This is a genomic window from Chryseobacterium sp. 'Rf worker isolate 10', from assembly GCF_050753305.1.
Taxonomy (GTDB): Bacteria; Bacteroidota; Bacteroidia; order Flavobacteriales; family Weeksellaceae; genus Chryseobacterium.
This window is the reverse complement of the sequence record NZ_JBOZOF010000001.1, coordinates 1,410,277-1,437,052: the sequence shown is the minus strand read 5'-3', so window position 1 is coordinate 1,437,052 and position 26,776 is coordinate 1,410,277. Positions and strand designations below refer to the sequence as shown.

General features: G+C 36.9%; 24 protein-coding genes. 9 read left to right on the top strand and 15 right to left on the bottom strand.

Annotated features, from left to right (window positions below; translation table 11 throughout):
- Positions 1–5: 5 nt before the first annotated feature.
- From LKL37_RS06400 to LKL37_RS06370, 7 genes are all read right to left on the bottom strand, one after another.
- Positions 6–935 carry an HlyD family secretion protein gene (locus tag LKL37_RS06400; RefSeq protein WP_431609740.1) on the bottom strand — a complete coding sequence of 310 codons (930 nt, stop codon included), beginning with the start codon at positions 933–935 and terminating at the stop codon, positions 6–8.
- Between the two features lie 15 nt (positions 936–950).
- The gene (locus LKL37_RS06395) at positions 951–2,234 is read right to left on the bottom strand and encodes a TolC family protein (RefSeq protein WP_431609739.1); all 1,284 of its coding nucleotides are present in this window, start codon (positions 2,232–2,234) and stop codon (positions 951–953) included.
- A gap of 83 nt (positions 2,235–2,317) precedes the next feature.
- Positions 2,318–2,932, bottom strand: coding sequence for a TetR/AcrR family transcriptional regulator (locus LKL37_RS06390; protein ID WP_431609738.1), 615 nt, complete (start codon positions 2,930–2,932; stop codon positions 2,318–2,320).
- Between the two features lie 258 nt (positions 2,933–3,190).
- Complete coding sequence (locus tag LKL37_RS06385; RefSeq protein WP_431609737.1) at positions 3,191–4,516, bottom strand: phosphatidylserine decarboxylase family protein; 1,326 nt, start codon at positions 4,514–4,516, stop codon at positions 3,191–3,193.
- Between the two features lie 215 nt (positions 4,517–4,731).
- Positions 4,732–6,126 (bottom strand): alkaline phosphatase, encoded by a 1,395-nt coding sequence (locus LKL37_RS06380; RefSeq protein WP_431609736.1) that lies wholly within the window; start codon positions 6,124–6,126, stop codon positions 4,732–4,734.
- 78 nt (positions 6,127–6,204) lie between these two features.
- Entirely contained in the window at positions 6,205–7,407 is a 1,203-nt protein-coding gene (locus LKL37_RS06375; RefSeq protein ID WP_431609735.1) for a GTP-binding protein, read from the bottom strand.
- A gap of 4 nt (positions 7,408–7,411) precedes the next feature.
- A complete protein-coding gene (locus LKL37_RS06370) occupies positions 7,412–7,750 on the bottom strand; it encodes a MerC domain-containing protein (RefSeq protein ID WP_431609734.1) in 339 nt (112 codons plus the stop codon).
- Positions 7,751–7,836: 86 nt separating this feature from the next.
- On the opposite strand from LKL37_RS06370, the gene LKL37_RS06365 reads away from it, so the two are divergent.
- Positions 7,837–8,226, top strand: a complete 390-nt coding sequence (locus tag LKL37_RS06365; protein WP_105702748.1) for a Fur family transcriptional regulator — start codon at positions 7,837–7,839, stop codon at positions 8,224–8,226.
- Between the two features lie 58 nt (positions 8,227–8,284).
- On the opposite strand, the gene LKL37_RS06360 is transcribed toward LKL37_RS06365, so the two are convergent.
- The gene (locus LKL37_RS06360) at positions 8,285–8,770 is read right to left on the bottom strand and encodes a hypothetical protein (RefSeq protein WP_431609733.1); all 486 of its coding nucleotides are present in this window, start codon (positions 8,768–8,770) and stop codon (positions 8,285–8,287) included.
- 389 nt (positions 8,771–9,159) lie between these two features.
- Entirely contained in the window at positions 9,160–10,374 is a 1,215-nt protein-coding gene (locus LKL37_RS06355) for a hypothetical protein (RefSeq protein WP_431609732.1), read from the bottom strand.
- 211 nt (positions 10,375–10,585) lie between these two features.
- Here LKL37_RS06355 and LKL37_RS06350 point away from each other — a divergent pair, with 211 nt between their 5' ends.
- Positions 10,586–11,077 (top strand): hypothetical protein, encoded by a 492-nt coding sequence (locus tag LKL37_RS06350; protein ID WP_431609731.1) that lies wholly within the window; start codon positions 10,586–10,588, stop codon positions 11,075–11,077.
- Between the two features lie 34 nt (positions 11,078–11,111).
- On the opposite strand, the gene LKL37_RS06345 is transcribed toward LKL37_RS06350, so the two are convergent.
- A complete protein-coding gene (locus tag LKL37_RS06345; RefSeq protein ID WP_431609730.1) occupies positions 11,112–11,966 on the bottom strand; it encodes an AraC family transcriptional regulator in 855 nt (284 codons plus the stop codon).
- Positions 11,967–12,056: 90 nt separating this feature from the next.
- Between LKL37_RS06345 and LKL37_RS06340 the strand changes: the two genes are divergently transcribed.
- From LKL37_RS06340 to LKL37_RS06310, 7 genes are all read left to right on the top strand, one after another.
- Entirely contained in the window at positions 12,057–13,040 is a 984-nt protein-coding gene (locus LKL37_RS06340) for a polysaccharide deacetylase family protein (RefSeq protein WP_431609729.1), read from the top strand.
- 8 nt (positions 13,041–13,048) lie between these two features.
- Complete coding sequence (locus LKL37_RS06335) at positions 13,049–13,435, top strand: DoxX family protein (RefSeq protein WP_431609728.1); 387 nt, start codon at positions 13,049–13,051, stop codon at positions 13,433–13,435.
- 233 nt (positions 13,436–13,668) lie between these two features.
- The gene (locus LKL37_RS06330) at positions 13,669–14,604 is read left to right on the top strand and encodes an NAD-dependent epimerase/dehydratase family protein (RefSeq protein WP_431609727.1); all 936 of its coding nucleotides are present in this window, start codon (positions 13,669–13,671) and stop codon (positions 14,602–14,604) included.
- A 92-nt stretch (positions 14,605–14,696) separates the two neighbouring features.
- Complete coding sequence (locus tag LKL37_RS06325; protein ID WP_431609726.1) at positions 14,697–15,605, top strand: helix-turn-helix domain-containing protein; 909 nt, start codon at positions 14,697–14,699, stop codon at positions 15,603–15,605.
- 10 nt (positions 15,606–15,615) lie between these two features.
- Entirely contained in the window at positions 15,616–16,314 is a 699-nt protein-coding gene (locus LKL37_RS06320; protein WP_431609725.1) for a type 1 glutamine amidotransferase domain-containing protein, read from the top strand.
- A gap of 49 nt (positions 16,315–16,363) precedes the next feature.
- On the top strand, positions 16,364–16,735 hold the full coding sequence (locus LKL37_RS06315; RefSeq protein ID WP_431609724.1) for a hypothetical protein: 372 nt from the start codon (positions 16,364–16,366) through the stop codon (positions 16,733–16,735).
- Between the two features lie 132 nt (positions 16,736–16,867).
- Complete coding sequence (locus LKL37_RS06310; protein WP_431609723.1) at positions 16,868–17,362, top strand: DoxX family protein; 495 nt, start codon at positions 16,868–16,870, stop codon at positions 17,360–17,362.
- Between the two features lie 373 nt (positions 17,363–17,735).
- Here LKL37_RS06310 and LKL37_RS06305 read toward each other — a convergent pair whose 3' ends face one another.
- The 5 genes from LKL37_RS06305 to cobA form a co-directional block, all read right to left on the bottom strand.
- Positions 17,736–19,256 (bottom strand): TSUP family transporter, encoded by a 1,521-nt coding sequence (locus LKL37_RS06305; RefSeq protein ID WP_431609722.1) that lies wholly within the window; start codon positions 19,254–19,256, stop codon positions 17,736–17,738.
- Between the two features lie 5 nt (positions 19,257–19,261).
- Positions 19,262–22,138 carry a TonB-dependent receptor gene (locus LKL37_RS06300; RefSeq protein ID WP_431609721.1) on the bottom strand — a complete coding sequence of 959 codons (2,877 nt, stop codon included), beginning with the start codon at positions 22,136–22,138 and terminating at the stop codon, positions 19,262–19,264.
- 359 nt (positions 22,139–22,497) lie between these two features.
- A complete protein-coding gene (locus LKL37_RS06295) occupies positions 22,498–24,174 on the bottom strand; it encodes an NADPH-dependent assimilatory sulfite reductase hemoprotein subunit (RefSeq protein WP_431609720.1) in 1,677 nt (558 codons plus the stop codon).
- 34 nt (positions 24,175–24,208) lie between these two features.
- The gene (locus tag LKL37_RS06290; protein ID WP_431609719.1) at positions 24,209–25,921 is read right to left on the bottom strand and encodes a diflavin oxidoreductase; all 1,713 of its coding nucleotides are present in this window, start codon (positions 25,919–25,921) and stop codon (positions 24,209–24,211) included.
- Positions 25,911–26,756 (bottom strand): uroporphyrinogen-III C-methyltransferase, encoded by an 846-nt coding sequence (gene cobA / locus LKL37_RS06285; protein WP_431609718.1) that lies wholly within the window; start codon positions 26,754–26,756, stop codon positions 25,911–25,913. The genes LKL37_RS06290 and cobA overlap by 11 nt, the downstream gene beginning before the upstream one ends.
- Positions 26,757–26,776: the final 20 nt, after the last annotated feature.

Here is a 26,776-nt window from a genome sequence, read left to right as displayed (position 1 = left end):
AATTCTTAAAATAATGTTTCCCCATACATTCCTATCTTTAAGTAGCCGTCATTTTTTACCCTTATTTTGAGGGCATAGACAAGATTGGCTCTTTCGTCTTTAGTCTGGATGGTTTTTGGAGAAAATTCTGACTTGTCTGAAATCCATGTAATGGTTCCCGGATATTCTTTAAATCCTTTTTCTCCCTGATCTATTCTTACTTTTACTTTCTGTCCAAGCTTTACCTGTGGTAGTTGGGTTCCGGTAATGTAAGCTCTGAGGTCAAGAGTGCTGATATCTGCTATCTTATACAATGGTTTTCCAATTGTCTGCATTTCTCCTTTCAGCGCATAGTTTACCAATACAGTTCCCTGAATAGGATTGATGATTCTTCCTTTATTAACCTGTTCCTGGAATTGTGCCGCTGTTTTTTCAAGCGGTGCTTTTTCGCTTAAAATGCTTCTGTTTTGAGTACTGTTGTTGGAGTTATTGACAGAAAGCTGCTGTCGGGTAACGGCGATCTGCTTTTTAAGCTGTACAATGGCTGCATCAATATCATCTAACTGCTTCCGGGTTGCTGCATCTGCTTTTACAAGGTTTGCTGTACGCGTGCGTTCATGGAGCTGTTGATCCAGCTGTGCTTCCTGCACGGCCAGCTGTTTTTTCACCAACAAATCCTGCTCATTGGTGTTGCTTGTTTTTTGCTGTAAAGCGTCAATGCTGGCTTCAGCCTGTGCTTTTTGAAGTTGGGCAATTGTAACATCAATCTGCCCTACTTGCGCTCCTGCTTTAAGCTGATTCCCTTCCTGTATGGAATAAGAAATTAATTCCCCGTTTTGCTGGGCAGAAACAATAACTTCATCTGCTTCAAAGTTTCCTGAAGCGTCAAAATCGTCTTTAGGTGTACATGCGCTTAACAGAATAAAAGCACTTAGTATGATGATAACTTTTTTCATAGGATTCGAGGATTATTAATTTCCGGAAATAAATTTCTGATTGTATTTTGCCTGTAACAGTTGAATCTGATGAAGAATCATGGTCTGATTAGCCAGATGTTCTGTATTGAGTTTCTGGATATATTCATGAGTAGTAATCACTCCATTTGCCAGCTGTGCTTCTGCTGATTGGGTGACGGAATGACGAAGGTCAATTACAGATCTGTCCTGTTCCAGCAGATGGTTATATTTTTTAATATTTTCTTCTTGTTGAGCCAGATCCATTCTGGTATTGATCAAAAATGTTTCTTTATTGGTGTCTGTAGCTTTTCTGTTCAGCTCCAGGATTTGTTTTTTATTGGACGAGGTATATAAACTTTCTAAGGACCAGCTGAACCTTACTCCGGTAATAAACCATGGCCCGAATTTATTTTCGATAATATTGAGAGTAGGTCTTCCATATGCTCCTTGAAAGAAGGCGCTTACCTTAGGCATAAGATCAGATTTGAGCTGCTCTTCCTGTAATGTATAAACCGATTTTTGAAGATCGAAACCTTTCAGCTCCGGTCTGTTGATCTCTGAAGACAAAAGTTCAGGTTCCGGAGATTGCAATACTGAAGAATCGGAAATCTCTTTGCCAATGAAGATACTGAGCATTTTCAGATAGGCACTACGATTGGATATATACTCTGTATTGGCCATATCTGTATTCACAACTTCTGCTTTCAATTCGTCTACATTACTGCGGTAAGCGGTTCCGTATTGCAAAGCTGCTTCAGCCTTCTGTACCTGTGTCTGCAGGTTTGCTTTTTTTATTTCATTCTGTCTGAGCTGGGCATTGGTTAAAAGAATTGAGAAAAATAAAGCATTGATTCTCTGTTTCAATGTATATAAGGAAACTTCAATATTCTGAGTCTGCAGTTCATTATTGGCTTTTGTAAGCTCTTTTTGATTATGTATAATACCTCCGTCATATAATAACTGGTCTACTTCTCCCTGAATTTTATACTGGTCTTTACTTAATGACGGAAGTGATGTGCTTATAGGAAGAGTACTTAAAGCATCAGAAAAGCTAACGGTTTGGGATTGATAAGTAGCCTGCCCGGAAAATGAAATTTTGGGCAGATAGCCTTTATTGGCATTGTCTATTGTATACTCTGCAGTTTTCGCTATAATTCCTAATTTTTTGATTTCGGGATAGTTTTCTTTTGCAAGGAGATAGCATTCTTCAAGTGTTAAGGATCTGGACTGAGCTTTCAGAGGAATAACAGCACCTAAACTCAAAAAAACTATAATAGAGATATGAAATTTTTTACACATAAGAATTGATATTTAAGTTAAAATCAATTTTGTCTTTATTATTCATGGGTTTTAATCATTTGATTAAATTCAGGATAAAAAAATTATCCTGCTGACATGGCGGCTTTTATCCACATAGGAATAAGTTTTTTACGCTCAAGCATCATCTTTTCAAATTCTTTATCATTTAATTTACTGCTTCCCAGGAGCATAGGTTTGGCAATAAAAGGAAATACGGTAAGTCCGAGGATATTGATCAGAAAATGTAAAGGATTGGGTTCCTTAATGCTTCCATTCTTTACAGCTTCCTGATGTTGCTTTAAAAACTCAGAGGTTTCTATTACTTCTTTTAGAGGTATCTTTTGTAAAAGCAGATTAGGATTATTACGAAGTTCACTAATAATAAAGGTCGGAATTTCAGGCTCTTTGATGATAATGTCAATATATTTTCCTACTACTTCCTCCACTTTCTCATCAATACTGGTATTTTTATCATTGAGCACCATCATTAAGTTCTGAAAAAATCCAGCCATGGTTTCTATCATAATCATCTCAAAAAGCTTTGCTTTGCTTCTGAAATAATAGTTGAGCAGTGCCAGATTAATTCCCGCTTCTTCTGCAATATCCCGGGTTCGTGTCGCTGCAAACCCTTTTTTATAAAAAACAATACGGGCTGCTTCTTTGATTTTTTCCTCTGTACTGGTATCTATTTTTTTCATTCCTACTATTTTCTCTTACAAAGATATAAACAAAATTCATTATTTAATCAAATAATTTAATCATTTGATTAAATTTCACATAGGTATTTTTATTTGCTTTATAATCAATGTTTTAATTGTTTGATTGTAAAGTCCCTCATCTATTTTGAGGATAGAACTGTTAAAAAGTTTATTGCTTTACAACTCTATAAAAAAATGATAGAAGCAGAAGATTATTTTCTGTTTCTATGATTGATAAATATGATTCTGACGTATGATCTAATTAGTGACGACTCCAATTCTTGCTTTCAAAGGAATGTTGTAAGTATTCAAACAAGGAGTTTGCCCATGGAAGTCAAAATTAATACTGACCTCAGGTCTGAAAATAAGACAGTGGGTAGATCCACCAAAATGGAAGGTACCTATAGGGTCTCCTTTTTTGACATGATCCCCTTCTTTTACAGTAATTTCACAGCTGGATACTTCAGCCATTCCAACAGCAACAAAGCACATCAATCCTATTTTATCATTATCGGACTGGATAAAAATCAATGCGCGTGCAGCCAGTTCTGTGATATACCCCTGAGAATCATTAGGACCAGAAGGATCATAACCTTCAATAGGGGCTTCAGCGTAATAGGTTCCCGGAACGTTCTCAATGGCTACAATAGTGCCATCTACCGGACTGTTCCATCGATGATAGGTTTTAGCACAAAGAAATGCCTGGTAAACGGTACTGTTGTCGCCAAATTTCTGAGCCAGTTCATGATGGTTCATGATATCCAACAAAGAATAAGGCTGCCCTTTCATCCAGAATTTATCTCTCATCTGAGCATTGGTAACACAATTATAAGGAGCCGATTCGCAGGCGTTAACAATAACTGACGGATCTTTGTCTTCCTCACTTACTTCTCTTACTCCTGGATTGAACTGACGGGTGAAAAAATCATCCCAGCTTTTGAACCCAAAATAAGGTTCATTAGGTTGGCACTGATAATTATAAATGAAATTCTGCAAAGGATCTTCAGGATTATTCCCTTTTCCTCTTAAAGGATCCATGGCGGCAATTGCTTCCAGGGCTTGTGGCGAAAACCAGCCTAAAGGATTGGTATAATCAGGTTGTGGCTGGTTTACAGGACCATCCACGAGTACATATTGTGATGCCGGAGATTCCAGAAAAGTTTTCCATTCTCCTAAAATAACGCTTAGTTTTTGGTTAACTTCAGGATGGAGAAATGTTAAATATCCTGCCTGTGTTCCCATAGCCCAGTCTACAATAGCATTAATAGGAAATCCTACAAGTCCTATATTATCTTCTATTACACTGTAGCAAGGAGCTTCCTGTAAAACCTGATTGATAATAAGGAGCATAGTTTCGAAGTTTTTTACAGGCTCATTATATCCTTGTGGGATCTCATCATACATGCTGGTAAAGCTCATATATAAAACAGGATCATTATAGATTGCAGCCCTGAGATCTGCAACGGCAGGATTCATTGGAAGTCTGCTGTTTTGGGCCTGCTTTACTTTTTTTTCCAGCCAGGTATTGAGGAACTTTCTGTCTGAAGGCAGCCATTTCCCCACTCTGTATTTTACATGGTTCATAGTACTGTTTTTAAGGTTGTTTTTTTTATTGATGGTACTATAAAGTTACTTCAATTGACAGAATACCACAATAGTATTTCTACTTAATGTGAAATAAGTAAAAATACTTAAAATGTAATTTATATGGGAGCTTGTTTTATATACAAAAAACAAGGCGGACACAATCAATCCGCCTCGCATCTCCCAAATAATTAAATATGAAAAAATATGAATGTTTATATTGTACAGGCTTTAAGCATTAAATCATGCAAATCTGTATTTTTAATAAAAGGCTGCAAAAGTTCATTTCCTGGACCATATGCTGCCACTTCCACATAATCTCCGGAATGATCCATACTGATCCATCCTACAGAGTTCCTGCTTTTCTGAATTTCCGAGTAAAGTTTAAAAGGAAGTTTCTTATAATTATACAATCCCTCTTCTTTCTCAAGACCGTTGTAAAAACTCAGAAGATGTTTGGCTTCATCATCATTCAGAACCATCTTATTGCTTTCATAAATCCAGTCTTTGATATCTTTTGCTGAATATTCTTTATGAATCTTATTCAGAATATATTCATTGGTGTATTTGTAGTCTGAAATACTGTTAAAATTCTTGGTTGCATCAGTTCCGTAAATTGTTCCCGGATTGGCGTTTCCATGGTCTGTAGTGATAATCACTAAAGTGTTTCCGTCTTTTTCGGCAAAATCCATAACGGTTTTTACGGCTTCATCAAATGCCAGCTGATCGTGAATAAGAGCTGCTACATCATTGGCGTGGGCAGACCAGTCTACTTTCCCAGCCTCTACCTGAAGAACAAACCCCTCAGGATGATCTTTCATTTGATTGATAGCTGTATTGGCCATTTCAGCAAGAGTCGGTGTATTTTTGAATTCCGGAAGATGGGTTCTGTCAATACTATAAGGCAATGCTCCTGTACTGAATATTCCTAACAGCTTCTCTCCTTTTCTGGTTTCTTTCAGATCGGTTTGTGATTTTAGAATCCGGTAACCTTTCTGGCGGTAGGTGGAATAAAGATCTTTTTTATCTTCTCTTTTAGCAGGGTTAAAAAACTCGTCGCCACCTCCTAAAAGTACATCCAGTTCCATTTCAGCATACATTTCAGCAATTTGAGGTTCAGCATTTCTCTTCGAAGAATTGACACAAAAACCTGCGGGCGTAGCATGAGTAATTGTAACTGTTGTTACGCAACCTGCCTTCTTACCCGCTTTTTTATATTTCTGCCATATAGGTAGATGCTTTTCTCCGTTGACTCCTATGTTCAGGGTTCCGTTTTTTACTCTTATTCCTCCTCCGAAAGCTGAACTTGCGGCAGCTGAATCTGTTACAATTGAGCTAGCTGAAGCAGTGTCCATCAAAGCACGGGTTACCTTTTTGTCATGATACAGATTCATCCAGTTGCTTCCTTTTCCCAAAATATTCCGTGAATATAAATCTGCCATTGAAAGTGTCCCAAGGCTCATCCCGTCACTTACCATGAAGATGATGTTCTTGGCTTTTCCTTTCTGATGCAGTTCGGTGTTCTTCCCGAAGCTCCAGAGATCAGATGGTGATAAGGTCAATAAGCCTGAAAGTAGTGCTGAGCCTTTTAGAAATTTTCTTCTGTCCATATTGTTTTTAAAATAATGCTGTAAGGTATTGTATTTAGTTTTCTATTGAAACTTAGTTGCATTAATTAAAGGTTAATTTTAAATATTCTCTGGAAACGGATCTTCAAAAGTTAGTTTTTGATCAAACATGTCTTTTTCTTTATCATTAATAAGACAGTCCTGAAGGTCAGATAACATTTGATTTTTGTCCAGATTCTGTCCGATAAACACAAGCTCATTAATTCTGTCACCCCAGTTTTTATCCCATCTGCTTTCTATAAACTTTTGATTTTCTGTAAATGAAGAATATTGCACCCTGTGATTCATAGGCATACTACTCCACCAAACTCCTGCTTTTTCAAGACGGAAAGAACCTCCTGCCTGAGAAAAATTCAACGCATCATTAGGTCTTGAAGCCAGCCAGAACAAACCTTTAGCTCTGATGGCTCCTTCGGGATAATGATGATTCAGATATTCCCAAAGTCTCATAGGATGGAAAGGCTTTTTATCTCTGAAAACCAATGAGCTTATTCCATATTCTTCAGTTTCCGGGATGTGATGTTCAGATTGTAATTCCTTTTGCCAGCCCGCTGAAGACTGGGCTTTATCAAAATCAAAAAGCTGTGTATTTAAAATCTTTTGAGGTTCTATTTTTCCAAACTCTGAATGTAAAAGCATAGCCTCCGGATTCAATTTCTTTATAGCAGCTGTTAAAAAACCAAGCGTTTCAGTATTGATAAGGTCTGTTTTGTTTAAAATAATCACATTGGCAAATTCGATCTGATCCGTCAGAAGATTGACAATTGTTCTGTAATCTCCTTCCATATCAGTAAGATCACGATCCATTAACAATTCATTAGAACCAAAATCTTTCCTAAAATTGAAACAGTCAACTACGGTTACCATGGTATCTACATAACTGAAACGGGAAAGATCTATTCCACTTTCTTCATCAATATATGTAAAGGTCTGAGCAACAGGAATGGGTTCACTGATTCCCGTGCTTTCGATAAGAAGATAATCAAAACGGTTTTCATTCGCCAAACGTTCTACTTCCACCATCAGATCTTCACGGAGTGTACAGCAAATACATCCGTTACTCATTTCCACCAGTTTTTCTTCTGTTCTTGAAAGAGTATTTTGGTTTTCAACAAGGCGGGCATCAATATTGACTTCACTCATATCATTCACAATAACGGCTACTTTTAAGCCCTGTTTATTATGCAGAATATGATTTAGCAATGTAGTTTTTCCAGCTCCCAAAAATCCGCTGAGTACCGTTACAGGAAGTTTCTTAGTCATGTTTTTAATGTTTATGATTTTTAAAATTGATGATATGACCAGTAATTAACCCGGCAGCTCCGGCATAAATTAAAGGAAGATGTACTTCAAACAGGAAATCTGCCAGTATAGAAATGGAAATAAGGCCAATGGATATCCAGAATAGAAATTTCAGCCACCGGTTTTCTATTTTTTTTGTTATTCTGAATACGACAACGGCTCCAATGCAAAGGAAAGCCAAATCAATATAGGGATTGTGTGATATTCCCAATGGAACAATCAGTAATAATGGGAAGATAATACAATGAATCAGGCATAAAACAGCAGCGGAGATTCCTACAGCATCAAGAATTTTTGATTTCATAATAGTATGGATTAATTTTCTTATCGTAACTTTGTTGCAAAAGTAGAGATAAAAAATTAAATAACGCAACTTTGTTGCATTAAAATATGAAACAGGTTAGAAATACACATGCCAAAACTGAAATTTTAAACCTTATTAATGGTTCAGATATAGCCCTTACCCATTCTGATATTCAGAAGAAGCTGGGAGATCTGTGCAATAGAGTAACCATTTACAGGGTTTTGGAAAGGCTTGAAAACGAAGGTGCTATACACAAGATCGTTAATATCGACGGAGTGGTGAATTTTGCAAAGTGCAGTGGAAAATGCAGCCATGAACAGCATTTTCACAATCATGTTCATTTCAACTGCAAGGAATGCCATTCTGTAACGTGTATTGAAAATGCTATTCCGGAAATCAGTTTACCGGAGCATTTTATCGCACAGGAATATAATTTTATTATCAGCGGGATCTGCCCGAAATGTGCTGATGCATAAAAATAAAAAGGCAGAAAAACGAATTTGCTTTTCTGCCTTTTTACCTTTTTATAAGGTGTTATAAAGAAGAGATGTAAACTTCTATTTTGGTTCCGTCATAATTGAAGGTACCGTCAGAATTTCTTTTGCCTAATACCCATTTCATATCTACAGGTACAGACCATGCAGATCCTAATGAAAATCCATTAACGGATCTTATTTCATTTCCACTTCCTGTAGTTATGGCTGAATGAAAGAAGGTTTTATCAATAAGTCTGTAGAAACCAATGGCTTTTCCCGCCGGAATAGGTGAATATCCATCCCATTTTTCTCCCGCCGGATAATTGAATAGTGTTAACCATTTCTGTCCTGCTGATTCTGCAAGCTGAGTAGGACTTATTCTGGCGCCACGCATATACAATGCATAAGCTACCACATCATGACATACTCCACTGTTGTATTTCGAAATATTCTCCTCCCCGGAGAGAATGGCATGAGCAACGGGTGCCCTTTCGGATAGGGATAGCTGAGCCTTCCTGGCTCCTTCCGGTGTAATAAATGACATATTGTAATATTTTGTTTGGTGAGGTAAAGATACAGCTTTAAAATTTAATCACCGATGTTTGAAAATATTTCAAGTTTTGGCTAAAGCTCTTTTTATGGCAAATAATACATTAAGCGGGTTAAAACCTGCCTCCATTGATATATAAATTCATTTGAAAGATTATTGTTAACAATTGATTAAAAAGGAAAAAAAGATAAGCAATAAAATATCCAAGGAGTTATTATATTCAATAGGAACGGGCTTTAGCCCGTTTTAATAATATGCATAAAATCCTATGGCTTCAGCCAAAACTTAATAGTTGTAAAGTTTTGGTTGAAGCCTTTAATATGGAAATAAAAAACCAGCGGGCTAAAAAATCCGCTCCTATTGATCAAAATGATAAAAATTTTCTAACAATAAAACATGCATTCATAACTGAAAAGCTTTCCATCTTTAAAGGTAAAAATAAAGAGTCCGGCATCCCCATTCTGAATGTGATATTCATGTGGGGAGGAAATCCAGCGTGAAGAAAGTAAATCTCCAAAATGGGTTACAAAATTCTTTTCATCATAATTAGAATCCATGAGTTCATTTCCTAGAACCACAGCTTCTCCATTGGTAAAAGACATTTTGTAGATACTTCCGTAGACCTTTCCTTTATATTCTTCAAAAGCAACAATGATATTAGCGGTTCTATAAAAGTATTGAGGTTCCCAGCCACATTCCGGAATATTGGGAATGTCTTTGACTTTCTGCATCTCCAGTTGTTTCATCTGGGCATCTGTGATTTTCCCGTCAAAAAGTTGGGATTCCTTCCATACAAAGTGCATATTCAAAGCTTTCAGTTTTTTCTCATAGACTTCTGTTGATGGCTTTTTGGCAAATTGATCTGCCAGAAGGAGTTCAAAGTCAATATTTACTTTTGGGTTTTCTACTCCGGAATTGCTGTAAGATTCTTTCCAATAGTTTAAGGCCTGTTTGAGGTTTTTATCTTCAGTCCATGCTATTTCACGTAATCTTCCAACTTGGGTCAGTTCTTTTTCCTTGTTTTTGCTCTTCGCAGCAAGATATTCTTTCAGAACTTTATCATAATTGAGTTCACCACCCAGATATTTCATTTGAATATATTCAGGATTTTCATGGAAATGATCACCAATATATACCCAGCCATCCTGATACAAAGGAACATAATCAATACATACCAGTTCATTCAAAGGAGCTCTTCGGGTGGCCATACTTTCTGTTGTAGGAGCTTTTCTTACCCGAAGTTCTGATACCTGAACATAGAAATGCGGGCACTGATATCCTTGTATTCCCCTATAGAAATACTGAGCGGGTTCACCATCGGATTTCTTTCCACGCATGGATTTTTGCAAAGGCTGGCGGTCTATAAAACCAATATCACCATTGCTTACCTGTACTTTATATTGTGTTTGGGTAGAATCCAGAACATAAACAGGAGCTTCAGTGGAGAATATTCCCAGAAGATCTTTGTTATTGCCATTTTCACGATAAAGGTGACCCCATTCTGAGGTATAGACAGGATGTGCTCCAGAACTCTGAGCCTTAATATTGTAAAAGCAGCCCTGAATGATGCCGGCTGCCAATAGTATCTTATTCAACATATTGTGATTGGTAATGCAAAATATTTTATGTTTTTTGCAGATGGGTTTATAATGGTTGAGATAGTTATTCTTTCAAAAATACTGAAAATGGAGACTTGTTCCAAAGTTATTGTTATTCAGAATCGGTATAAATTCCATCCTATTCACCTGCTTCCGTTGGGTAACGTAAATAAAAATACTATTTTTATCGGCCAAAAAGTAAAGACTCTATATGCCGACTGATGCTTCTCATAAGCTGATTCCGATGACCACTTTCGTGCTGGAATACTATTCACACGAAGGATATGCCGATCTTCAGATTTTAAATCTGATGAATAATTATGCCAATTTTTTAAAGAAGCGTTTGACCCTTGGAATGTTTGTTCCTGTAGATTCAAAAGGAAATATTCTGAAAGAGCCTAAAAATTATTTTGAGTGGAAATCTCTCGATCATAATGACGGAAAAAGAACAGACATTGCGGGATTTGAAGAATATGCTGAATATCAGAAGGCTGAGCAAAACTGTATGTTTGAAGCATTCAAAGTAGATTATAATGGATATTCAAAAGTGAGAATCGTTGCTGCATACGACCCTTCCATTGAATTGTCTTTTAATAAAAATGATCTGATTCCTTCAGGATTCATTGATGTAGAATCTCTTACTGTTTTTGATGATATCTTTTTAACATCCAGTGCATTAAAGGCGATTGGTATCAAAAGATAAATTGAATTCCTGAACCCATATATCTCTTAACCAATTACTTTGCTATTGATCTCTTTTTAAATTCGGAAGGAGACATTTCTTTATACCTTTTGAATATTTTATTGAAATGACTGGCGTCATTAAAGCCCAGCTTATCAGCAATTTCACTGATGTTGTAATGACTTTGGAGTAACAGTTTTTCTGCTGTTTTTATTCTATGCTGCATAATATGCTGCTGTACAGAGAAGCCCGTTTGCTTTTTGATATAAATACTGATATAATTTGGTGAAAGCATAAACTCTTTGGCCAGGTTTTCAATTTTCATTTTATCTGCATCCAAAGAATTGACATTCATATAATACAGGATTTTTTCAATCCTGCTCACGTTCTGTATAACCCAGTCTTTAATAGTGACATTGTTCATTGTATTTCGAATAAGAATGGTAATAATTCCAGAAAAAAGATCAGTCGTTATTTCTTTATTATACGTGCTCTTATGACTGAATTCATGCAGAAGGATTCGGGCAAGCTGTAACAGGTGTATTCTATCTGTTTTACTTTTAATCACCGATTCATACACAAAAGAGTGATCTTCCATCAGGAGCTGAACCACCTTTTTTAGTTCATTCTTTTTATTAGACAAAAGGTTTTCCCAGATATATTGTTCTGTAAATTTTATATAAATGAATTTTGTTCTGCTTTTAATCGAAAATTCATGACCATCGCTGGGTCTTAGGAGAAAAACATCTCCTTTTTTATATGGAAAAGTAATATTATTAAGATGATGAAATCCTTTTCCATTTTCGATAATAATCAGTTCATAAAAGTTATGATTGTGATATTCTACATCCCAGATTTCCTTTTCAATACTGAAAACATTAAAAGAGTGGAAATTAACAATTCGTTTCATGGAAAAATGGATTTTTACAAATTTACCATTAATTTTTACAATAAATACTGATGGGTTATTTCTCAATTTTGTTCTATCAATACATTAAAAATGAAATACATAAAAGAATCAGTGCTGTTGCTTGCTTCAACAATTGTTTTGATGTCCTTTTCTGACTATCATGACAGGGATAAAACAGAAAAAAAGCATCAGCATGAAAAACTGGCTTTAGTTAAAAAAAACTGGCCTAATGGAGCTCAATTGGTTATTTCTGTTTCTATGCAGTTTGAAACAGGCGGACAACCGGAGGGAGCAGAAAGTCCTTTCAGCGCAACTCCCCTGCCTAAAGGGCAACCCGATCTTCCGGCCGAAAGCTGGTACCGCTACGGAGGAAATGAAGGAATTTACAGAATGCTTGATTTATGGAAAAAATATGACATTAAAGTAACCTCTCATGTAGTAGGAACAGCTGCTGAAAGGTATCCCGAAGTTGCTAAAGCTATAGCCAAAGGAGGACATGAAATCGCAGCTCATGGTTTTACCTGGGACAATCAGTGGAATAAAAGCTATACTGAGGAACTTAGTTTTGTAAAGAAAGGTGTAGATGTTGTTGAAAAGATTACAGGTCAGAAAGCGGTTGGTTATAACGCTAACTGGCTCAGAAGAAGTCCGAACACTCTGAAAGTATTACAGGAACTTGGTTTTCTATATCACATAGATGACTTAAGCCGTGATGAGCCTTTCATTACCAAAGTAAAAGGGAAAAATTTCGTTGTCATTCCTTATACATTACGTAATAATGATATTGTTAATATTGAAGGAAAGCACTGGAGTCCTGATCAGTTTTTAGCCCAGCTGAAGTTTGAATTTGACCACCTTTATGAAGAAGGTGCCTCGAAGAGAAGAATGATGAGCATCAGTTTTCATGACAGAATCGGTGGAACACCTGCGATGATACATGCAATGGAGGAATTTATTAAATATACTAAAGAAAAACAGGGTGTAGTCTTTATGAGAAAAGATGATATTGCCAAAATGGTGATGAATGATCCTGATACTCCAATTGATAATAGCGAAGAAAAATATAATAAGTAAGGAATTCTATGAATACAAAAACAGCCTATTTTTTCCTCCGTGTGTCGATGGGAATCAATCTTTTAGGACATGGATTAGTTCGTCTTGTAAAACTACAGGATTTTGCATCAGGAATGATGAAAGGTTTTGAAACAAGCTGGCTTCCACAGCCATTGGTGCATCTGTTCGGAGTTACACTCCCCTTTTTGGAATTTATCATCGGATTACTGTTAATGATTGGTTTTAAAACCCGTATCGCCACTATAGCCGGAGCTTCTCTGATTATTCTGCTGCTTTTTGGAAGCAGTACCATCGAAAATTGGGAAGCAATGGGTATTCAGATGATCTATGCAGGTTTGTTTTACATTCTGATCAGCAGAATAGATGACAATTATCTGGCTTTAGACAGGAAATGATAAAAGAAAATTCTAAGAGCCGGAAAAGTAAAGGAAAAGAATACTATATTATTCGAACATTGTTAAACTTTTCTTTTCCGGTTTTTGTATGTCGTCAGAGATTATGTTACAACTTTCATAGATTCGGCTACTCTGTTTTTATAGTTATGCCCGAATTTTGCATCAGAAATAAAAGCAATTGAAAGTATTCCATTTATTTTCAATGCTTCACATAACCTTCAAAATAGAAAACGATGCAAACCATATTAGGAGCCAATGGACAGATTGGTGAAGAACTGGCAAGAGAACTGAAAAGAAATTATACATCAGACATCCGTATTGTCAGCAGAAACGCTAAAAAAGTAAATGATACTGACACCGTTTTCTCTGCAGATTTATCAGACAGAGAAAAGGCAATTGAAGCCGTGAAAGGAAGTGAAATTGCTTACTTTACTCTTGGACTTCCTATGGATACAGATTTGTGGGAAAAACAATTTTTAACCATCATGAAAAATGTTATTGAAGCCTGTAAAATCAATGGTACCAAACTGGTGTTTTTTGACAATACCTATATGTATCCTCAAGATAATAAGGTATTAACAGAACAAACAGGATTTAATCCCGTAGGAAGAAAAGGAATTGTAAGGCAAAAAATGACAGATATGCTTTTAAAAGAAATGCGAGCCGGAACAATAGAGGCCGTAATCTGCAGAGCTCCTGAATTTTATGGTCCCGGAAAAACACAGAGTATTACCAATAGTCTTATTTTCAATGCTATTAAAGAAAATAAAAAACTGAAAGTTCCTTTAAGAGATGATAAAGTTCGAAGCCTGATCTGGACTCCGGACGCAAGCCGGGCAACAGCTTTAATCGGAAATGCACCGGATGCTTATGGGCAGACATGGCATTTACCGGTAGATAATCATAAGTTGACATACAAAGAATTCATTGCATTGGCTTCTCAGATTTATGGAAAAGAATTCAGGTATTCTGTAATCCCGAAAGTTGCTTTTACAATAGGTTCTTTATTCAACAAAAATGCAAAAGAGCTACAGGAGCTTCTTCCGAGATATCAATATGACAATCTCTTTGATGATTCAAAATTCAGGAAAAGATTCCCGGAATTTCAGATAACCACTTACAGACAGGGAATCGAGCAGATTAAAAAAGAACAGCAAACGACAAAATAATCGCTTTAAAATAGGTAACTTAGAAACACTAATACCACACCCGAAGTGCAAAACATTCCGCTCCTTTGGAAGGGTGTCAAAAAAGATATAAAATGAAAGCTCCCGAAAAAGTAACCTCCATCACTGCACTACACAAATATCTGAAGTTGAAAAGACCCTCCAACCCTTTGATCAGTGTGTTTGATTTTAATGAAGTGAATGTAGATCCGGAAACTATTCTGAGTGCCGTGACTACAGATTTTTATGTGATTTCCATTAAAAAAGACTGTGCAGGAAGATGCAAATATGGGCAGCACTATTATGATTTTGAGGATGGAATCATGTATTTTATTGCTCCTCATCAGGTTCTGCAGTTTGAAGATATTCTGCTTTCTGAAGTTAGGGGAAATGTATTGGTTATTCACCCCGATTTCCTGCAGGGATATCCATTGGCTTCTGTTATAAAAGAGTATGGCTATTTCTCCTATACTGCCAATGAAGCACTGTATCTCTCTGAAAAAGAAGAAAAATCTGTAACGGATATCATGGATAATATCAATAGGGAGATTGAAGCCAATATGGATGGGTTCACTCAGGATTTATTGGTATCCAATATTGATTTGTTGTTAAAATACTGTGACAGATTCTACAACCGTCAGTTTTTAACCCGAAAAAAAGTGAATCATGATCTTTTGACCCAGCTTGAAACGTTACTTGATGACTATTTTAAAAATGAAAAACTGTTGATTAATGGGATTCCCACTGTACAGTTCGTAGCAGCACAAATGAATATAAGTCCTAATTATCTGAGTGATATGCTGCGGATTCATACGGGACAGACAACGCAGCAGCATATTCAGAACAGAGTGATTGAAAAGGCAAAAGAACTGCTTTCTACCACCACAATGTCCGTTTCTGAAATTGCCTATAATTTAGGATTTGAACATCCTCAGTCTTTTCACCGCTTGTTTAAAAACCAGACTGCTGTTTCTCCTTTAGAATTCAGAAAATCTTTTAATTGATACTACCGTCATGAAAAATTTATTATTCATTGTAACGAATGTAAACCAGTATGCCGATAGTGCCCTTAAAACAGGCTTATGGCTGAGTGAGCTTACCCATATTTATCACAAGGCAAAAGAAAAAGAATGGCAAATTACCATAGCTTCTCCTAAAGGAGGAAACACTCCTATTGATCCGGAAAGTCTTAAACCATTGGTACTTGACAGTATTTCAAAGGGGTATTATAATAATCCGGGATTTATGAATGAACTGGCTCATACAAAAAGCCTTAATATGGTAAAAAATGAATCCTTCGACTGTATTTACCTTACAGGAGGACATGCTACCATGTATGATTTTCCTGATAATACTACTTTACAGGAGATTCTCAGAGATCAGTATGAAAGCAATAAAATGGTTGCTGCGATCTGCCATGGAGTCGGAGGATTACTGAATGTAAGACGTTCCGATGGAGAGTATATGATTAAAGATAAAAATATCACCGGATTCGACTGGTTTGAAGAAACATTGGCAAGAAGAAAAAATGAAGTTCCTTTTAATCTTGAAGAAGCTCTTAAACAGCGGAATGTACATTACAGAAAAGCATTTATTCCTATGACTTCCAACGTTGTGGTTGATGGCAATTTGATTACCGGACAAAATCCGTTTAGCTCTAAAGAAATGGCTAAAGTAGTTGTTTCTGAACTTGAAAAACAGGCATTCATGTAGAAGGCAGCTATAAATATTTTACTATATTTGTTTTAATTCTATGGAATTTATGGGGAAAAGAAATGGACTATGGCAGTATATACAGGTATTTAATGTATTTTTAATGCTGATTCATTTGGTGATCCTAAAAACTGAAAATTCCGAATTTTCTTCTATCAAAATCAAACAAAATTACAGTCAGGAAGATGCATCTCATAAAAAATGCAATAAAATTGATCTCGAAGAAAACAACAGAACTCCAATAAAGTGCAACAGTAATTATTGTTCCGGCTTTTCTCTGTTTTTTACCACTTCTTTTCATTCTTTTGCATTTGAAAAATTTATGGATCAGGAAATCAATAACCGCTATTTTTTGTATGATGATCCACCCTATTCTTCATTTTTTAATTCTATCTGGATTCCTCCTAAAATAAAAATATAGATTTCAGATGCCGGTAATGAACACGGTCTGAAATTGACACGCAGAATCCTAATATCTAATCAAAATCACATGACCAGCTATTGTTCATGGTTTTGTCATGTTGATGTAATCAATCAATGAATTAAAAAAATAATGAAAACAATACTATCAAACCTCGAAAAAAATACAGTCAACATTTATGTAATTTGCAGAATACTCATTGGATTATTCTTTTTTATAGCAGGTTTCAACAAACTTTTTCATCCTATTTTCCAGGGATATATGTTCAACACCATCAGTTCTATAGGATTTCCATTTCCTCAGTTTACCGCCAATTTTACTGCTTTTTGTGAATGTATATTCGGTTTATTTTTAATGCTGGGTTTTTGGACGAGAATAAACTCTGTATTTTTAATCATCATTATACTTGTTGCCTTATTTACTCATGATCTGAGTTCCATTCCAAAGGAACTTATTCCTATAAAATCCGAAACCGGAGTGTATGAAATGGATCCATTTACCTGGCTGAGCTATTTTCTTTATCTGCCTCAGACCCTGTATCTTCTGTTTTTGCTCCTGTTTTTATTTCAGGGATGTTCAGGATTTGGAATTGATTCTTTTTTGAAATCAAAATCCGTAAATAGTTAATTACCTTAAGCAGCTCTCTTTTTGGGAGCTGTTTTTTTGTTGGATATGATATAGACTTTTTTAAAGATTTAGAAGAAATATATGGTACTCAATTTTATCGGAGATAAAATTCTTGCGTCTTAACAGCAGATTTTTGATATCATTTTGCGCCTTTGCATACCCAGAACCTCCAGAGAACTATAAAGTTAAAAAGTATTTAAAAATAAAAAACGCAAAGTTTTAATGGTTTCAGATTTTTACTAAAAATGAGTAATGATATAATGTCAACAGACTGTATCATTAATTTTCCCCTGTGATGCCTCAAAATAAAGTAAAACATTAAAAACTTTGCGTTAAAAAAACACGCTTTTTACGAAGCTTGATTATGATCGGTTTATGATGACAAAATTGATTTTATTATGGTAACAAGACTCATCAGGATCACTACTATTCCTACCACAACAAACATTTTCTTCGTTGGAAGTTTTGAGGTAAGCATTGCTGAAAACGGAGCTGTAAAAACGCCGCCCAGCAAAAGTCCCAATACAATATTCCAGTGATGGATGCCTATTGTGAAGATGAATGTAATGGCACTGGTAATGGTCAGTAAAAACTTGGCAACTGTAGAACTTCCTACTACATAACGGGGAATTCTTCCCTCTTTAATCAGTGTTCCGGTCACCAATGGCCCCCAACCGCCTCCTGCAAAGGAATCAATAAAACCACCTATCAGTCCCAATACTCTGAGATTAGTTCTTCGTTTGGTTTTACCTTGCCTTGATTTTTTATCTTTGAATGCATTTCTTAAGATATTAATCCCAAGGTATAATGTGTAGCAGGCTATAATAGGTTTTACAATATGAGCATAATGTTCGCCATAATGAGACAGCGTTAAAGCACCGATAACAGAGCCTACAATAGCCAGCGGGAACAAGACCCATACCATTTTTTTATTGACATTTCCCAGTTTATAATGACTGAAACTTCCGGCCGCAGTAGTAAAAGACTCCGCGGAATGAATACTTGCACTCACAACAGGTGGCGGAACATTCAGCAGTAAAAGAATTGTGGTACATATTACGCCATATCCCATTCCCATAGATCCGGCAACAATCTCTGCCATAAATCCGGCAAACAGCATCCAATAAAAAATATGCCCATCCTTATTCAGAAAATACTGAATATCACCGGAAAGATTGAACTGGTACACCACAAGTCCAAATAATCCAAAAAGGAGCAAAACTCCAATAATAGCAAGGTAAATATTAGCTTTTCTCTGGGCAGTTTTGGTAATATTGATCAGCTTTTCAATTTCCATGTCCGGTTTTGCAGCAGTTTTTCCGTCTGACAGATATTCTGTAGTAATTTTGTTGAGTTCTTTAACCTTATAATTGAAATCTCCGGTGAGCTGATTGCGAATATTCTGCATATTATCCAATACATGATCCATTTCATCTGGAATAACTTCTGTAAAGGTTTCCCTTAATCTTTTAGCAATGGTCGGGGACTTTCCGTTGGTGGAAATGGCAATTTTGAGACTTCCTTTTTTAACAATGGAACCTAAATAAAAATCACACAAATCCGGCTTGTCTGCAATATTGACCAGCACATTTTTTTTCTGGGCTTTTTCTCTGATTTCCCCTGCTAATTCAATATCATTCACTGCAATGATGGCGAGATCGGTATCATTAAAATCATGATCATCATACGCTCTTTCGTACAGTGTAATATTGGAAAACTGAGTTTGTAAGGTTCTGACTTCAGGAATAATCTCTTTTGCCACCAGTTTGATAGACGTTTCTGGAGAATTCCCCAATACGGATTCCAGTTTTTCAAGAGCGACCTTGCCGCCGCCGATGATCAGCAGTGAAAGGTTTTCAAGTTTTAAAAATATGGGATATAATGAATTGCTCATCCTGATTACAATTTTAAGTCATAAGTAAAAGCGAGATAATACAGTCCTCCGATTTCAGGACCTGCTGCATACTGGAAATATCGGCGGTTCAGTAAATTGGTGGCTCCAATTTTAATATTCGCGCGAATTTCAGGAAGTTTCCATGTAGCCTGGGCATCAATCGTGTAATAAGCCGGAATTGCTCCTGATGCTAAAGGACTTTCCCACATAAAGCCACTCTGCCATCTTGCCACAAGGGTAAACCCTATATTTTTAACAATTTCTCTGTTTCCAACACTTACATTTACCATCCATTTTGGGGTGTTGAAAGCGGTGATAAACAGGTCTGAACTATTATTGGAAGCAAGATCATTATAAGAAACATTCGTGTTCACATTATAATTTCCTGTAATATTATAACGAATTCCTAAAGAGGTTCCATAGCTTTTGTAGGTGTTGTTGCTGTTGGTATATACCCTGTATCGGTCCTGTTTGCTTCTATCGAGCATTGCAAGAACAGCAGTATTGCTTCCTACCTGGCTGTTTTTTGGAACCGCTACTTCTACCTGCCCAAGGAATCCTTCATAAATGTTGTAATAGAAATCCCAGTCCAGTACCAGTTTATTATTGAAAAAAGTAGACTTATATCCTACTTCAAATGAATTGATTTTTTCCGGCTGTAACTTCTGCAGATTGGCTACAGTTAAAAGCTGCTTGTTGTCCTGAGCTGCCTGAGCCTGGGTTTTTCCGGCGTCTACATCTGCGTTTACTGCTGAATTGAATCTATCAATGGAAGCTAATGTGTAGGAATTCTCCAGATAGCCTAATCCATCATTTACTTTTAAAAGACCTCCCACTCTTCTTACATTTCCGTTATTTACGAAAGAAAGGGCTTCAAATAAGGATGGAAAACGATATCCGTTCTGGAAAGAAGCTCTGAAATTATGTTCTTTAACAGGAGAAAAAACAACACTTATCCTTGGGTTTAATTTGGCTTCAAATTCCGGGTTTCTGTCGATCCGTAAAGCAGCGTTGATTTTTAATTTATCATTAAAGAAAAGCTTGGTAATCTGCGCAAAAGCTCCATATTTCTGATAAATAACATCTTTCCCAAAGGTGCCGTTGGCTAAAGGAATGTTTCTTTCATTCACAGGACGGTCGAAATCAACAAAATTGTTTCCATCCGGAGTAATGCTGTACAAACGGTAATCTACACCAGCAAGAAGGTTAAAGATCTTCACAAACCTGCTGAAATCGTATGTAAGTTCGCCCTGATAGAAACGGGATTTCTGTTCAAGTTTAGCTCCTCCTGTTGCCGGAGCTCCTGCTACTCCTCCATTGGCTGAATCCCAGTTGTTGATTCCGATGATGGTGTTTTTCAACTGTTCGAAGGCTGCAGTTCCCGGTACGGCTCTGTTTTTATCTGCTTGCTGACGTGCGAGAATAAAAGCGTCATTAAGATTGGCTCCTGCATTCAGATTATTCTGAAGAGCTGTTTGGAATATATTTTTCCAGTTGGTATTGGAAAGATTGGTGAGATCAAGATTATCTGCCAAAGGTTTCAGATTATAAGAATCTCCTGTATTTTCTATCGATACATAAGCCCTGAAGGTCAATTCCTTTCCTGTCAGTTCTATTTTATGGTTCTGAACAGTAGCATTCTGCAAACGGATTTTATTTCCTCTCTGGAAAGTTCCATCCAGTAAACCATAACGATACACGTAAGATGTTCTCCACTGATCTCCGAACCGGTAGTATAATCCAGCATCAAATTTTATATTTTTCACATCCGGACTTACAAGATCTTTCTCCAGATATCCTGTTCTTGAAACATTAAATGTAGTTGGTTTCCCATTGTAGTCTACTTTTACAGCTACACGGTTATTTCTTTCGTCGCCGTATTTATTCCAAAGGTCTTCTGCCGGATTATTGGCCAGAGCGAAATTAGGATTGGCTGTAACCAAAGATCCTGGATTCTGATCAGTCAAATTGTTGGAGATCCAGTCTGTTCCGCTGAAATAGGATGCATTAACTTTTACCGCAAAGTTTTTATTGATGACTTTTGCAAAGCGGATAGCACTTTCTCCCAGAGAACTTATTTTATGATTGACATTGTCTACATGATTCACCCCGCCACGGAAATAAAGGCTTATTCCTTCAGAAGTAAACGGATCTTTGGTCTGTAAACTTGCCAATCCGTTGATGGCATTCATCCCGTACAATGCTGAAGCGGCTCCGGGAGTGACTTCCATAGACTGGATGTCGAGTTCGGTAGGACCTATTGCATTTCCCAATGGCACTCCCAACGTTGCCGACTGTACATCTACTCCATCTACCAGCTGCATGAATCGGAAATTATTAGGCGAATTGAAACCTCTCGAATTAGGAATTTTCAACGTAAGACTTGATGTTAAAAGCTGTAACCCCTTTACATTTTCCAATGTTTCATAGAATGAGGCAGCAGGACTTTCCCTGATGGTTTTAATATCAATTTTTTCAATAGCAATCGGAGATCTTAATATCTTTTCCGGAACTCTGGAAGCTGAGATTACCACATCATCGATGATTGTATTTTGAGGGTTCAGCCCTATCGTTATTTTGTTGGAAGGCGAAAGTATTTCGACAGTTTGACCTGTGAAACCATCTTTCTGAATGACCACCCGGAATGGAATGGTAACTCTTGTTCTGAGCTTAAAGTTGCCCAGCTGATCCGTTAATGCGGTATCCTGTGTATTTTCGATCTGCACCTTTACAGAGTCGAGACCTTTGCGTGTACCTGTATTTTTGATGCTTCCGCTAAGCTCTATAAGCTGCTGCTGTGCTTCTGCCAGGTTAAAAAATAGAAATGTGAATGCGATAATACCTGCTTTTGGCAGAAAATTTCCCTGCTTTTTGTTTTTCATTTTTTCTTCATTTTTTTAGGTTGAGAATGAAGCTGTCTGAATTTTTTACTTCTATGATGAAAGTCTTCTATATTGGATAATATTACAATTGAAGGGCTTAGAATTCCCCTCTTTTTTTGGGGTGGCGAAAATTCAAAGAATTTTTGACGGGGTGGTTTAAGCCATTAATATTATTGCTGAGATTGCTTCACCTTCGGTTCGCAATGACAGTCTGTTAGACTTCCATGATTCAAAAATTTCAAACAGCTTTGATTGTATTGTTATTTAAGAATCAACAACACATACACATTCGTCCGCCTAAAAGAAGAGATTGATTTTTTTTGTTTTTTTTCAGATCATAATGAAAATTAGCCATATAATTAATTTAAGGTGTGTAAATAACGGTATGAAAAATCGCCAAATGTTTCTTCTGTAAGTCTTTTCTGTACATAAATCCCGAAAAGTTCATCCAGAGTGGTAAGAATTTCTTCCTCACCAATATTTTCTTTAAATTTTGTGTTCAGTCGCATTCCTAAACGGTCTCCTCCGATGTGGAGGTTATATTTCCCATAAGCTGTCCCCACAAATCCGATTTCAGCATTAGGGGATCTTCCACAGCCGTTAGGACAACCGGTCATACGAATGATGATGTCTTCTTCCAGCAGACCATATTTTTCAAGAATAGGTTCTATTTTGGTAACTAAGGATGGCAGATAGCGCTGAGCTTCTGCTAAAGCCAGTGAACAAGTGTTTAAGGCCACGCAGGCAACAGAATTTTTACGCAGGGCGCTTGCTCCATTGGTATACTCTGAAATTCCGTGCTCTTTTAAAATATGTTCAATTTCTGGTTTATCTTTTTCCTCAATATCAGCAAGAATAAGATTCTGGTTACAAGTAAAACGGAAATTAGCTTTTCCAGTTTGTGCGATTTTTAATAATCCTGATTTTAAAGGATATTCCGCTGTGTTAAGAATTCTTCCGTGCTCTACAAATACGGTATAAAAACATTTTCCTTCGTGATTCTGAATCCAGCCGTAGCGGTCTTTTCGCTGTTCAAACTTAAATTCTCTGGCAGGTTCAAAACTGAAACCTGTTCTTTTTTCTACTTCAGCTCTGTATTGGTCAATACCCAATTTATCAATCGTATATTTTAATCTTGATAATTTTCGATCACTTCTGTTTCCGAAGTCTCTTTGAACCGTGATGATTTCGTACACAGCCTTCAATACTTTTTCTTCGGTATCTACAAATCCAAGTACAGAGGCAAGACGGGCATAAGTAGCTTCATTTCCGTGCGTAGCTCCTAATCCACCTCCGGCAGCGATATTATAGCCAACAATTTTATCATTTTCAATAATCGCAATTAAAGCAATATCATTAATGAATACATCCACATCATTATTGGGAGGCACGGCGATTCCTATTTTCAGTTTTCTCGGAAGATATCTGTCCTGATATAAAGGATCTTCTTCTGCTTTACGATCAACCAGAAGTTCATCATCAATCCAGATGTCATAATAAGATTTAGTTTTTGGAAGGCACATTTCACTGATTTTTCCAGCCAGTTCGTAAGCTTCCTGTTGCAAAGGTGATTCCGAAGGATTTGCTGTACAGGTTACATTTCTGTTGACGTCCCCACAAGCTGCAATCGAATCCAGATGCTGAAGATTGAAGCTCTGAATGGTAGGTCTTAAATGAGATTTTAAAATACCATGCAGCTGAATCGTTTGTCTTGTCGTTACTTTAATGGTTCCTGTGGAATGATCTTCTGCTGTTTCATTCAACCCTACCCATTGTTCCGGAGTTAAAAAGCCACCGGGAAGCCTTAATCTGATCATATAAGAATACAGCCATTCCAGTTTTTTGGAGACACGCTCTTCCCTTCGGTCTCTGTCGTCCTGTTGGTACATTCCATGAAATTTGATCAGAGTCTGGTCATCTTCCCTTATGGCTCCGGTAAATTGATCAGCAAGGCTTTCTTTTAAAGATCCTCTGAGCCCATTACTGCTGGTTTTAATCCTTTCTACCGGTGAAAGGTTTTCTTTATCATTGTTCATAATTGTTTCCTTTAATTTTTACGAGTACTTCTTTTTAATACACATCTTTCGCATATCTGCCGCTCATCTCCATATCTTCCAGATAAACAACAGCATCTTCTTTGCTGCGTTTTCCTTCATTTTGTATAATGGTGAGAAGCGTTTGCTCTACGTCGTAAGCCATTGGTTCTTTGGCTCCGCATACATACACAGATGCTCCACCTTCCAGCCAGTAAAATACTTCCTGTGCTTTTTGTTCTAACCTGTGCTGAACATATACTTTCTCGGCTGTATCTCTGGAAAAAGCAAGATCTAAATGCGTTAAGCTGCCTGTTTTAAGAAAATCCTGAAGTTCTGCCTGATAAAGAAAATCTGATACAAAGTTTCTGTCTCCGAAAAACAGCCAGTTTCTTCCTTCTGCTCCTGTAGCATCACGTTCCCAAAGGAATGATCTGAAAGGAGCTATCCCTGTTCCGGGACCAATCATAATGATATCTTTATTGGCGTCCGGAAGTTTGAAATGTCCTGCATCCTGAATATAAAATTCCACCTCTTCTCCTTCTTTAAATTCGCTCAGAAAACCACTGCATAATCCGTTGTGTTTCTGATGGTCAATAAAGAATTCTGATCTTGCGACGGTAATATGAATTTCCGTATCACCATGAGCTTCCACAGAGGAAGAAATTGAATAAAGACGTGGAGCTTGCGCTGTCAATATTTGAATAATTTCTTCAAATTCATCCGCATTTTTTACAGGATAAATCCTAAGCAGATCAAGAAGACTTAATCTGACTTCCGGAATGGAATGTCCCGTTATTTTTGCATATTGTGCTACCACAGATTTAAGCAGATAACTGATGCTAAGATGTTTGTACAAAAGTTCTTCTACGGTATCCGTAATTTTTGTTGTTTCGATCTGTTTCTGAGGATCAATTCCTGTCAGAGTAATAATTTCATGGACTACTTCTTTCGAGTTGAATGGAATCACTCCCAAAGCTGCACCAGGCTGATATGCAAGTATTTCTTCTGTTTCAATTTCAATGTGATACGTTTCTTTTTCAGACGTAATATCATTCAGATTAATGATGGCTGAAACTTTTCCCTGAAACTTCTTTCTTCCGGTAGAAACCTTTGGAGCTAAAGCATTTTTTATACTCTGACCAGCATTTTTTTGAACGGTTTCAAATACATGCTCTATCCAATGAGAAGCTTCCTGCTCATAATCAATATCACACTTTTTTAATGGAATAATACGTTGTGCTCCCAATATTTCAAAACGTGAATCTACATCTTCTCCGGTTTGGCAGAACAGAGGATAACTGCTGTCTCCCAACGCCAGTACTCCGAATTTTAGTCCGCTAAGATTTATTTCATTTTCATAGATATAATCGTAGAACTTTTTGGCAAGGGCTGGCGGTTCGCCTTCTCCCTGAGTACTGATGACTACGAAAAAGAATTCTTCTTTAGCTAAATCTTTTGGCTTATATTGGGAAAGATCAGCCAGTTTTACCTGAAGCCCTTTTTTCTTAATGATACCTGCCAGCGTGGTAGCGAGCTTTTTACTGTTTCCGGTTTCCGTACCATAAGCCAACGTTATTTTCTTTACAGCATTCTGTGCAATAGTATTCTTTTCCTGTGGTGGCAGAACGGCTGTAAGTGAAGATCCTCCGGCAATGCCGGCAAGATATCCGCTGGCCCAGATGGCTTCGTCTCTGGAGAGGTCTCCGGATATTTGTTTTAATACATTTAATTTAGTTTCAGACAGCATATTCAAAGAAATTTTGAGTTGTAGGGATTAGACTTCCGTTTTCCACTGATTTGAAATAAAGACCTTCCTGCTCTGCATTTTCAAGCCATGAAAACTCTTCATGGAGATTCACAATTTTACCCACAACAACCAAAGAAGGTGAAGCAAAGTTCTTATCTCCAAATTTTTCATTAAAATCATCAAATGATGATATGTATACTTTTTGAAAAGGAGTCGTAGCCTGTTCAATGACTGCAATTTTTTTATCACCTGAAATCTGAAGTGCTTTCAATTTTTCCACTAGGGGGGTAAGATTTCCTTTAGACATATAGAAAACAAGGGTATCATTGGTAGAAGCAAGCTCTTTCCAGTATTCTTCACTTACGATCTCTGATTTATAATACGTCAGAAAACGAACGGATGTGGAATATCCTCTGGCTGTTAAAGGCATCCCTGCAAATGCTGCTGCTCCTAAAGCTGCTGTAATTCCCGGAATAATTTCGTAGGGAATATTATTCTGTTTTAAAGTCTGCAATTCATCCAGAATATTGGAGAATATGGAAACATCGCCTCCTTTCAGTCTTACAATAGTTTTATTCTGAAAGGCATATTCTACCATCAAATCATTAATATGAGACTGAGGGGTGGATGCATTTTTGCTGCATTCTTTGCCTACATAAATGATTTCTGTGTTTTCATTAACGTAGGTTTCCAGAATTTCCGGACTTACAAGGCGGTCACATAAAATGACATCTGCTTCTGCAATAGCTTTTACTGCTTTTACAGTGATCAGTTCTGGATTGCCGGGCCCTGCACCGATAAGATAGACCTTTGGTGATTTTATATTTGTTTTCATTGAAGTAGGTGTTAATTAAG